The following is a 12,916-nucleotide window of genomic DNA, read 5'->3' as shown; positions in this document are numbered from 1 at the left end:
TTCCACAGTTAGTTATCCCTTATCGGCTAGTGTTACAGGTTGTTTTGAGGAGCAGGTTAATTTGTGTCCGGATCGTATTGCATTGGTTGACAATGATTTGGAGCTGAGTTATCGTGAGCTTGACCGTTTGAGCAACCGTTTGGCACATGTGCTGCGTACACATGGTGTTGGGCGCAACAGCATTGTAGGCCTGTTAACCGGGCGGAGCCATGAAACCGTTATCGGTATGCTGGGTATCCTCAAAGCCGGTGGAGCCTACCTTCCGATGGACCTTGATTATCCTGCAGACCGGATCAGTTACCTGCTGGACGACAGTAAAGCTGTCCTGCTGCTGGTTACCTCTGCCGGTTATAAAGTGGCACATGGGATAGAAACGTTGGTTGTGCAGGATGTGCTGGGGCAGGAGGAAAGCACAGACGAAAGGCTGCCCTTGGTAAACCAGCCTGAGGATCTTTGCTATGTGATTTATACATCCGGTACTACGGGTTACCCCAAGGGGGTGCTGGTAGAGCACAGGAATGTGGTGCGTTTGTTCTTCCATGAGGATCCTTTGTTTGATTTCGGTGCCGAAGATGTCTGGACGATGTTCCACAACCCGTATTTTGATTTCAGTGTTTGGGAGATGTACGGTGCGCTGCTTTACGGGGGCAAACTGGTTATGGTTTCCAAAATGGTTGCCCGCGACCCTTCCGCATACCTTTCGTTGCTGGTTAAGCAGGGTGTTACGGTACTGAACCAGACCCCATCGGCATTTTATAACCTGATTGCTGCAGAATCGGCATCCGGGCTGGCGCCCGGGGCATTGCGGCTGCGGTATATTATTTTTGGCGGGGAGGCACTTAAACCCTTAAAGCTTGCAGACTGGTATGCAAAATACAGCGATATCCTGCTGGTGAATATGTTCGGGATCACCGAGACTACGGTCCATGTAACCTATAAGCTGATCACTGCAGAAGACATCCGTGGCAATGTGAGCAATATCGGGGTGCCTATCCCCACACTGTCTGCATATATTTTTGATGGATCGCGCCGTCTGGTAGCCCGTGGGGTAAGCGGTGAGCTTTATGTCGGGGGGGCTGGGGTTTCCCGTGGTTACCTGAACCGTCCGGAGCTGACCGCTTCCCGTTTTGTGGACAACCCCTACCGTGCGGGTGAACGGCTTTACCGTACAGGCGACCTTTGCCGCCAGGGCCCGAACGGGGAACTGGAATACATCGGGCGTATTGACCACCAGGTTAAAATCCGTGGTCACCGGATCGAGCTTGGCGAGATAGAGGGGCGTTTGCTGGAACATGAGCTGGTTTCCGATGCGGTTGTAATTGTACGGGAGGATGATGGGAACAACCTTTCCCTGTGTGCCTACCTGGTTGGTCTGCAGGAGATAGACCTGTCCGGGATACGCGCTTACCTTTCGGGGCTGCTGCCCGATTATATGGTTCCTTCGCACTTTGTGCAGGTTGATTTTATTCCCCAGACGGTAAACGGGAAGGTGGACCGTAAGGCACTTCCTGCCCCGGTCTACCATGGTGACGGTTTGTATGTTGCCCCCGGGCGTGCAGCTGATATTGCGCTGTGCCGGATCTGGTCTTCGGTACTCCAGGTTGATGAAGTTGGGCTGAACAGTAACTTTTTCAGTCTTGGGGGTGATTCGATGCTGGCGCTGAAACTGGTTAGCCGGATCAACCGTGAGCTGGGTTTGAAGATGAGCATTGCCGACCTGTTTACCTACCAGAGTGTTGCAGAGCTTGGCCCGAGGCTGGTACCTGTATCTGCTTTGGTAGAAGAAGAGGATGCGGTTGAGGAACTGCTGTCTGCCTATGCCGGTCTCCGTTTGTCCTTTTTGGCTTCAAACCCTTCGCTGGATGCCTCCATGGTCACCGCGGTTTACCCTGCCAGTGATATCCAGAAGGGCATGCTTTACCATTCGATGAAAGAACGCGGGCTTTACCATGACCAGATGGTGCATGTGGTGCGCTACCCTGATGCTTACCTTTCGCTGCTGGACCATGCGTTGGCGCTCCTGATCGATAAGCATTCGATTCTGAGGACCGGTTTTTACCAGGGTGATGGTGCTGAACTGTTACAGGTTGTTTTTTCACAGGGTGTTGCCGATATCCGCCACCATGACCTTTGCAGTCTGTCTGTGCCAGCCCAGCAGGCTTTTATCCGTGAGGCACTGGAGCGGGACAGGGATGAGCCGTTTGGGCTTGGACTGTCGGGGCTGTTCCGGCTGCTTGTTTTCCGTCTTGGGGATGGGCGGAGCTGCTTATGCCTGGTTTGCCACCATGCGATTATTGACGGCTGGAGTGAGGCCTCTTTTAATACAGAACTCCATAATACACTGGTGAGCCTTTCATCGGATCCTGGTTTCCGCCCTTCGGGCTTAGCGCACAGTTACCTTGACTTTGTGATCGATCAGGAACTTGCATCCCGGGATGCGGTTTTGCGGTCTTACTGGCAGGATGAGCTGAAGGGTTATAAACGTTTTTCATTTTCTTCTGTGGAAGAGGAATTGGTTTACCGGACACACTATTCGCGTTTGGATGAAAGCCTGCTTGCGGGTTTAAACGCCTGGAACCATTCTTCGGGGGTGAGTGTACGAGCACTTTGTTTTTCGGCCTTTGTGTATGGTCTGTATATGCTGAGCTATGATAACGACCTGACGGTTGGGATGGTAACGAACAACCGGCCAGCTTTGGAGGACGGTGACAAGATCCTGGGCTGTTTTTTAAACACGGTACCTTTTAGGGTCACTGTTCCTGGTGAGGGGAGCTGGCTTTCTTTTGTAGAGGGGATCAATACAAAGCTGAACGGTCAGAAAGCTTATGAGCGTTTATCTTTTTCGAAGATCGTGTCAGCGTTGAAAGAGTCGGCCGGTGAGCAGAACCCGATCACCGATGTGCTGTTCAATTATGTGGATTTCCATGTTTACGATGCTTTGGAGCATGAAGAGCTGAGTGATGGTGGTGGCTCGGCCTTATCTGAACAGGAAGGTGCTGATGGTGGTGAAGCCGTTATGGGTGAAACGAGGAACAACTCGCTGTTCAACCTGAATGTCGACCGTACCGGAGGCGGGCTTAACCTTTCTTTATGTTACCAGAGTAATTTTGTGAGCGGTGATATGGTTGAACGGTTTATGGTTTATTACCACCGGATCCTGGAGCTGATGTTAAGGGAACCAGAGGGGGGTATAGGGATAGGTGCAGTATTGGGTTCGGGTGAGCAGGAGGCGTTGCTTTATGGTTTTAATGCTACGGAAGTTGCTTATCCGGATGAGCTGACCATCCTTGATTTATTCTCTCGGCAGGCAGGTAAAACACCTGATGCTGTGGCATTGAGGGATGAAGAACAGGTGATGAGCTATGCCGAACTAGACCAGCGAAGCAATCAGATAGCGAACTACCTTTATCAACACCTGGGACCGGAAAAAGAGAAAATAATAGGATTAATCATTGATCGTGAGATAAACCTCGTTCCGATTATATTTGGTGTGCTCAAGGCAGGATATGCCTATATCCCCATTGACATTAAACATCCTTTGGAACGGATTAATTCAATCATTGAAGATTCAGGCTTAAGTTTTATTATTAAAGGTGATGATATTCAATATCCGATTTCAGCTCAGGTTAAACAGATCACTATCCGTAACTTATGGGAGGTTTCCAATACCATTGCTGATTCCGGGCCAGGTTTAGATATTACAGGTAAAGATTTAGCTTATATCATTTATACTTCCGGATCTACAGGTAAGCCTAAAGGTGTGATGATCGAACATCATTCACTGGTAAATATGATTATGGCAATGGATCAGCAGTATCCCTTATCAGCATCAGATAAATTCCTGTTAAAAACAAATTATTCCTTTGATGTATCCGTTGCAGAAATATTCGGATGGTTTTTAAACGGAGGAAGCCTCCATATACTTAACTCAGGCTCAGAAAATGATCCGGCAGCGATACTGAATACCATCGGGAAGAATTGCATTACACATATCAACTTTGTTCCATCCATGTTTTCTGCATTCCTGAGCTTTATAGAACAGGAAGATTTAAGCAAACTGGAAACATTAAAATATATTTTCCTTGCGGGCGAGGCACTATCCGGCAAATTGGTTAGAAAATTTAGGGAATTAAATACAGGTATTGCCATAGAAAATGTTTATGGCCCTACAGAGGGAACAGTATACAGCAGTGCTTATTCTATACCATCAGATGATGAAAGACCATCCGTTCCAATAGGAAGACCATTAAAGAATGTAAAATGCTATATCTTAAATTCTTCTGCCGAATTACTGCCTTACGGAGTTGCAGGAGAATTATATATCGGTGGTGCCGGCGTTGCGAGAGGTTATTTGAACAATAAAGACCTTACTGCAGAAAAATTTATAGAAAGCGCCTATGGTGAAAACCAGCGGTTATATAAATCAGGCGATTTGGCAAAATGGACAGCTGATGGAGAGATTTTGTTTGTAGGCAGAATAGATAACCAGGTTAAAATCAGGGGATACAGGATTGAACTGGGAGAGATTGAAAATCAATTGATGGGTTATTCAGGTATTCATCATGTTACAGTACTTTTAAAAGAGAAACAGGGCAGCCACTTTCTGGTTGCTTATTATACTGCAGCGCAAGAGGTCGAAACATCGGAATTGAAATCCTTTTTACATAATAAATTGCCTGAATACATGGTTCCTGTAACCTATATGTACCTGGAAAATGTTCCACTTACCGCCAGCGGAAAAATTGATAAGAAGGCATTGCCAGATCCGGATGTGGAAGAACAGGGTGCTTATGTGGAAGCAACCAAAAAAGAAGAAATACTTTTAGCGGAGATATGGTCTAAAGTACTTGGGGTAAAAAGGATTGGCATTGACGATAATTTCTTTTCATTGGGTGGCGACTCGATTAAGTCTATTCAGATTAGTTCACGTCTTCGTGGTTTAGGATATGAACTATCGGTTAAATCTGTATTTAAATTCCCCACAATCAAAACACTCGCATTAGAATTGAAGCATCTTGAACGTATATCGGATCAATCTGCTACCTATGGCGATGTTCCGTTAAGCCCGGTTCAATCTTGGTTTTTTGATAAAAATAAACTTTACAGGCACCATAATAACCATGCCGTGATGTTAAGGTTTGAGCATGGTATTTCTGCTGAATCCGTCAATCAGATATTTCACAAATTACAAACACATCATGATGCATTGCGGATGGTGTTTATCGAAAGAGAAGAAGGCATTTACCAAAGAAATCTTGAAGCAGGAATCCCGGTATCGCTAACAACTTTCGAATTATCAAAACGGGATGATGCAAAAGAAATCATGTTTTTAAAGGTTAACGAGCTTCAGCAAAGTATAGACCTGGAAAACGGCCCGTTAATGAAACTCGGCTTGTTTCATGTTAATGATAGTAGTCATTTATTGATCATTATTCATCACTTAATCATCGATGGGGTATCCTGGAGAATTTTATTTGAAGACATTGAAACACTTTGCCAGTTATTGGCAGAAAACAAGCCATTGGAACTGCCATTGAAAACCGATTCTTTCCAGATGTGGTCCGGTACTTTCTCTTCGTATTTGCAGCATAAAGCTTTTCTGAAGGCTAAATCATACTGGGATAACATTAGCAACCAAAAAATAAACTACATCGTACCGGAACTTTTTGAAGGTGAAAATACGTATAGCAGCACCGGGGTGGTGTCTTTTCATTTAACGGAAGCTGAAACTGCAAAATTACTGAAACATTCGCAGATTGCATTTGGAACCCAGATTAATGATATACTATTAACCGGATTACTATTGAGTATAGTAAAACAATTCGGTCATGATGCCATCAGGATTGATTTGGAAAGTCATGGCCGTCAAAGTGCAGATCCATCAATCAATATTAGCCGTACAGTTGGTTGGTTTACCAGCATCTATCCGGTAATACTCGAATACGGCGAAATGGCCTTGTCGGAGATAATTAAAGGGGTAAAAGAAGCACTGAGAAGCATTCCCAATGAAGGATGGGATTTCCTGATCAATAAATATATGGTTGCAGATTCATCGCAAAATGATATTGAAAAAGCATCCAGGGTAAGTTTTAATTATCTCGGACAATTCGATCAGGATATGGATAATAAGTCTTACACCATTTCCTCAGAATCAAAAGGAAATATTGTTGCGGCAGAGCAGGTGAGGCCGTATGATCTGGAAGTGCTGGGCTTGGTATCCGGACATCAGTTATATATGGATATTATCTATAGTAAAAATCAGTTTAAGGAATCGACAATGCAACGCCTGATGGATCACTACAGGACTTGTTTAGTAGAAGTGATTGATTACTGTTGCAGTTACGGAAAAGTTGAATTAAGTCCTTCTGATCTTACTTATAAAGATTTAACAATCAGTAAGTTGAATCAATTAAAGGGTGAATATAATTTTGTTGATATTTATGCCTTATCTCCAATGCAACAGGGAATGTTATTTCATGCCTTGCTTGATGAATCGTCAGATAATTATTTCGAACAAATGACCTTTACCGTAAAAGGTCATTTAAATGTAGCAGCCGTTAAATCCAGTATTGATAGGTTATCTCAACGCTACGATATTCTCAGAACCCGGTTTTTACATGAAGGATTAAAACAACCACTGCAGATGGTTTTAGAGGAAAGTCGGGTAGACTTTTTGTATAAAGATATTCGGGCTGAATATAAAAACGATTCAAAAGAGACGATTGTAGCGTTGTTACGCCAGGAAGATAGGTCAAATAAATTCAACCTCAGTGATGACAGTCTGATGAGATTAACGGTGTTGCAAACTGAGGAAAATGAATTTGAATTTATATGGAGTCATCACCATATCCTGATGGATGGCTGGTGCATGGCCATCATTATTGAAGAGTTCAGAAAAATTTATTCGGGTTTAGCCAGCGGTAACGAATTTACACTTGCCCCTGTTAAGCCTTACGCCGATTATATCAAATGGATCAACGACAGAGACAAAGATGAAGCTGCCAATTACTGGAAGAATTATTTGTTGCTTTATGAAACGCCTGTAGGCTTACCGAAAAAGGAAAAAACAAGCAATTCTGCACAGCCCGAATTCAGTGCCAGTTCATTTATTATAGATAAAAGCACCGCTCAGGCGATCAATAAACTTTCCCGCACACATGGTGTAACCGTTAATAGTATTATACAAACGGCCTGGGCAATTTTATTGAGCAAATACAACAATACCAATGATGTTGTGTTTGGCGCTGTAGTATCCGGGCGACCTGCTGAAATTGAAAATATAGAACGTATGGTTGGCTTGTTTATTAATACCATCCCTGTAAGGATAACCTGTAATAGTACAGATACTGTTGCCGAATTATTAAAGGCAGTGCAAAATCAGGCCCTCGAAACCGTTAATTTTCATTACCATCCTTTAGCAGAAATACAAGCTTTAACAGCACCGGGAAGGGAGCTGTTTGACCACATCATTGTGTTTGAAAATTATCCACTGTCTGAGCGGCTGGAAGGTTATGATCCGGAGGAAAATATTTCCGGTAATATTGAAATTGATCATGTAAAACTTTTTGAACAAACTAATTATGATTTAAGTATTCTGGTTGTTCCGGGTGAGGAAATAAACATTCAGTTCGATTTCAATTCCAGGGTATATGATCCCGGTTTAATGGATAAAATGATTCTTTCTATGGAGCACATCATTAAACAGTTACTTTCAAATCCTGATGCAGTATTGCCTGATCTTGATCTGATTCCTTCTACCGAACGTTTACGCTTAATCGAAAAAGGTAAGGGGATTGTTCCTGCTTACCGAACCGATAAGACCCTGGTAGAGCTGTTTAATGCGCAGGTGTTAAAGAATCCTGATGCCGTAGCAATCATTTTCGGAGATCAGACAATGAGTTACCGGGAACTTGATAGGCTATCTAGTCGCTTAAGTATGTATTTAAGGCATTCGGGGACATCGCAGGGAACTGTAATCGGTCTGATGTTGGATCGATCGCCAGAGATGATTGCCGGAATTCTCGCTACATTAAAAGCGGGTGCTGCATATGTACCAATTGATGGTGCTTTACCGCTGGACCGTGTACTTTATATGCTAGAAGACAGCGGTGCCGGCTTTTTGTTTACTTCAGCAATTTATGCTGCGCAATATCATCAGCATATTGCTGTATTGGACATTGCTTTAGCGGAAAGTGCCGGCGAACTGCATGATGAGGTTCAGGTACAATCTTCTGATCCGGTATATATCATTTACACTTCAGGCAGTAGCGGAAAACCTAAAGGGGTAATGGTAAATAATGAATCGGTAATCAATTTGATTCAAAGCCAGTCGAATTTATTTGAAATTACAGCTGCCGAGCGCATTCTCCAGTTTTCGACCATTAGTTTTGATGCCTCTGTAGAGCAAATCTGGCTGGCATTATTAAACGGTGCCGGTTTAGTATTGTTAAGCAAAGAGACACTCACAGATCAGGAAATGTTCAATGACTGTCTGCTTTTGCATAAGGTAAGCCACCTTCATGCCACGCCATCTTTCCTGGAAAATGTTAATCTGCCTGAACCCAATTCATTGAAACGAATTATTGCCGGAGGAGAAGTTTGCAGTGCAACGCTGGCAAATCGTTACAGGAAGAAATATAAATTTTATAACGAATATGGCCCAACTGAAACAACTGTAACCAGTCTCATCTATCTGGCAGAACAGCAGGATGCATCCGTTCCCATCGGGCATCCTATATCAGGAACACATGTATATGTATTGGATCAGTATCAAAATTTATGTTTTGAAGGTGCATTGGGAGAATTATACATCTCTGGTTTAGGTTTGGCAAAGGGTTATGTAAACAATGATGCTTTAACCCGGGAAAAGTTTGTAAACAATCCTTTCGAAGAGAATAGTCTGATGTACCGTACGGGCGATCTTGTTCGCTGGAGGGCAGATGGGTACATGGAATTTATGGGTCGGATTGATGAACAGGTAAAGATTCGTGGCTATCGTATAGAGCCAGGGGAGATTGAAATGGCACTTACCGCATTAGAGGAAATTAAGCAGGCATTGGTGATGGTTCAGAAACAAGGGAATGATAAACACCTGATTGCTTATTATACAACAACATCATCCAATGAAATAAGCAGATTAAAACAGCATCTTCAAAGCTCGCTTCCGGATTATATGCTTCCATCATACTATATTCATTTACCCGAATTTCCATTAACCAGTAATGGCAAAATAGACCGGCGAAGGCTCTCCGAATTAAATCCGGACATGATGGCAGATGACGATCAGGCTGCATCGAATCAAATCGAAATGCAATTGGTGCACATTTGGTCTGACATACTGAAAATAGAAGAAAATAAGATTGGCGTAAACAGGAGTTTCTTCGAACTGGGCGGACACTCCCTGAACGCAACTTTACTTGCAAATAGTATCTATAAACAATTCCACCTAAAAATTGCCTTAAAGGAATTTTTCCAAAAACCTACCATTAGCCTAATGGCCAGTTTCATTGAATCTTGCATGTGGGTGAGTAAAGAAGAAGATTCGGGATTTGGCAATGAAAATAAAAACGAAATAATCATCTAATATGGAGAATATCATATCTAAACTAAGAGCCAAAAATATAAGCATTGATGTTTTAAATAACCAGCTTAAACTAAAAATTCCGGAAGGATTGGAATGTACTGAACTTTTGGATGAGGTGAGGAAGAATAAAGCTGAACTGATTACCTTTATTGAAGGTTTAAAAAATGTCAATAAATTTGATTCAATCCCGGTTGCAGCGCAGCAAAAGTATTATGCACTTTCATCTGCTCAAAAACGATTGTACTTTCTACATGAGTTTGACAGGGAATCTCTGGCCTATAACATGCCCCAGGCTGCATGGGTGAGTGGTAAATTAGACAGTGAGCGCTTAGTCAATGCTTTTCAGATGTTGATGATGCGGCATGAGATTCTTCGGACAACCATTGAGATGGTAGGTGATGAGCCATTTCAGGTAATTGGCGATGGTTCGGGATTTTCGATAACGGAATACCAGAGCGGAGCAGAAGCGGTTGCCGGAGTAATGGAAAGTTTTATCCGGCCATTTGACCTTAAGCGTGGTCCTTTATTACGTGTTGGCCTGTTACACGTAACTGATGGGACTTCATTGCTGATGGTTGATATGCACCATATTATTACCGATGGTGTTTCACATGGTATTTTAATACGTGATTTTATGTCTTTATACGATGCCCAGCAGTTACCTGTGTTAAGATTACAGTATAAAGACTATGCAGAATGGCAACAAAGCGGGGCTGAACAAACCCGCATGCGCGAACAAAAGTCTTTTTGGCTCACTGAGTATAGAGATATTCCCGAAGCGCTTGAACTTCCTCTTGATCGTCAACGTTCAGAACAATCATCAAATAAAAGTGGAAATTACAGTTTTGAACTCAATGAGGAGACAACGGCAGCGCTTCGCAGGTTAGCTGAAGAGCAGGGCACGACATTGTATATCGTTTTATTGTCTGTTTATACGATTTTGCTAAGCAAGCTGAGTAACCAGGAAGATATTGTAGTGGGTACACCTGTAGCCGGTCGCCGTCATGCAGATCTTGAAGACATGATCGGTGTCTTTATCAATATGCTGGCAATACGTAATTTTCCTGAAGGAAGGCTTGGTTTTCAGGATTTTCTCAGAAAAGTAAGTTCCCGCACCTTATCATGTTTTGATCATCAGGATTTTCAGTATGAAGAATTGGTTGATGAACTGAAACTGCCGCGTGGTACAGGTCGTAATCCGCTTTTTGAAGCTACATTTTCTTACGAAAACTTCAATACAGAAGCCTTGTCTATCCCTGGATTACAATTCTCTCCCTATGCTCAGGGATCAGGCATCTCCAAGTTTGATTTATCTCTTTTTGCCTCCGAATATGCCGGCCGTTTGCAATTGGGTTTTAGTTATGCTGCAGACTTGTTTAGTGAAGTTAAGATTAAGTGTTTCGGAAGTTATCTGGAGCGTATTGTCAATGCTATAATCCTGAGACCTGATATTCTTATCGAAGAAATAGATATTCTATCAGAAGAAGAGAAATATCAGCTTCTGAACCAGCATAACCGGTCTTTGGATGCCTATCCTGAAGAATATACCATTATCAGCTGCTTTGAAAAACAGGTTATGCTACATCCCGAACGTGTTGCCATTGTAGATCAGGGTAGCGAACTGACCTACCGAAGTTTGGATGCGATGAGTAATCGCCTTGCGCGCGTTTTACAAAAAGAAGGGGTAGGGCCTAACAGTATTGTTGGTTTACTAACTGGTCGTAGTCAGGAAACAATAATAGGTATGCTGGGTATTCTCAAAGCAGGTGGCGCCTATCTTCCGATGGATTTGGATTATCCCCAGGATCGCATTAATTATTTATTGGAAGACAGTAAAGCTATGCTTTTGCTGGTAACCGATGCTGATCATCATGAAATATACACGATAAAAACATTAACTGTTCAGGAAGTAATTGATGAGGAATCTGTTAGCGAAGAAGCCGTTGTTCCAGTTAATAAAGCCGACGATCTTTGTTACGTAATTTATACTTCTGGTACTACAGGCTATCCTAAAGGGGTATTAGTAGAACATCGTAATGTAGTTCGTTTGTTTTTCCATTCCTCGCCCTTGTTTGATTTTAATGAAGCAGATGTTTGGACGATGTTTCATAACCCATACTTTGATTTTAGTGTTTGGGAAATGTATGGAGCACTTTTATTTGGTGGCAAACTGGTGATCATTCCAAAAATGGTAGCCATTGATTCTGAAAACTTTTTGTCCTTATTGGTGTCTCATGGTGTTACGGTACTGAACCAAACCCCTTCTGCATTTTATAATTTAATTGAAGCAGAGTCTTTGGCAGGATTATCCTTAGACCAGTTGAAATTGCGGTATATTATATTTGGAGGAGAATCGTTAAAGCCTTTAAAATTAGCTGGTTGGTTTAAAAAGTATCCTAATACGCAGTTAATCAATATGTTCGGTATCACCGAGACTACTGTTCATGTGACGTATAAATTGATTGATGAGCAGGAGATTATGGGCAATGTGAATAATATTGGAGTTCCCATTCCCACGCTTTCTACCTACATTTTTGATGCCTGCCAGCGCTTGGTTCCTCAAGGGGTTTCAGGAGAGCTTTATGTTGGAGGAGCAGGCGTTTCAAGGGGATACCTCAATCGAGCTGAGCTGAATGAATTGCGATTTGTACAAAACCCGTATCGCCCGGGTGAACGCCTCTATCGCACCGGAGACCTTTGTCGTCAGCAGATTAATGGCGAACTGGAATACATAGGTCGAATTGATCACCAGGTTAATATCCGCGGTTACAGGATCGAGCCGGGGGAGATAGAAAATCGTTTACAGGAATATGAAAATATTTCTGATGCGGTAGTTATGGCGAAGGGGGAAGAAGGTGATAAATACCTGGTTGCCTATTATGTTGCAGAAAAACCTATATCAATAGCTGTAATCAGGGAATACCTTCAGGAGCTGCTTCCCGATTACATGCTTCCCTCTTATTATGTTCATCTGTCTTCTTTTCTTTTGACGGTAAACGGGAAGATCGACCGCAGGGGGCTCCCCGAAGTTGACCTTTCGGCGGAGGATCACTATGTTGCAGCCCGCGGAGCGATGGAGGAACTGTTGGTTTCGATCTGGTCCGATGTGCTGAAGCTTTCGCCTGATCGGATCAGTGTGACACGGAGTTTCTTCGACCTGGGGGGGCACTCGCTGAAGGCGATGAACCTGGTGAACCGCATCCGCAAGGAAACGGGCAGCGAGGTTGCGCTGAAGACGATCTTCAGCCACCAGGATATCCGGAGCTTATCGCTTCATATGTCAGGCCTTTCGGGCGGCCCGGCTTATTCGGCTATTTTGCCTGCTGTGGATAA

General features: G+C 43.2%; 2 protein-coding genes. Both read left to right on the top strand.

Going from position 1 to position 12,916, the window contains the following annotated elements:
- A partial coding sequence (locus BM107_RS24370; protein WP_139222341.1) for a non-ribosomal peptide synthetase occupies window positions 1-9,583 on the top strand: 9,583 nt, incomplete at its 5' end.
- Window position 9,584: 1 nt separating this feature from the next.
- Window positions 9,585-12,916 (top strand): non-ribosomal peptide synthetase (locus BM107_RS24365; protein WP_139222340.1); only part of this gene is annotated, 3,332 nt, incomplete at its 3' end.

It is taken from the genome of Pedobacter suwonensis (assembly GCF_900111825.1).
Lineage (GTDB): Bacteria > Bacteroidota > Bacteroidia > Sphingobacteriales > Sphingobacteriaceae > Pedobacter > Pedobacter suwonensis.
This window is presented reverse-complemented; position numbering and strand designations above follow the sequence as displayed.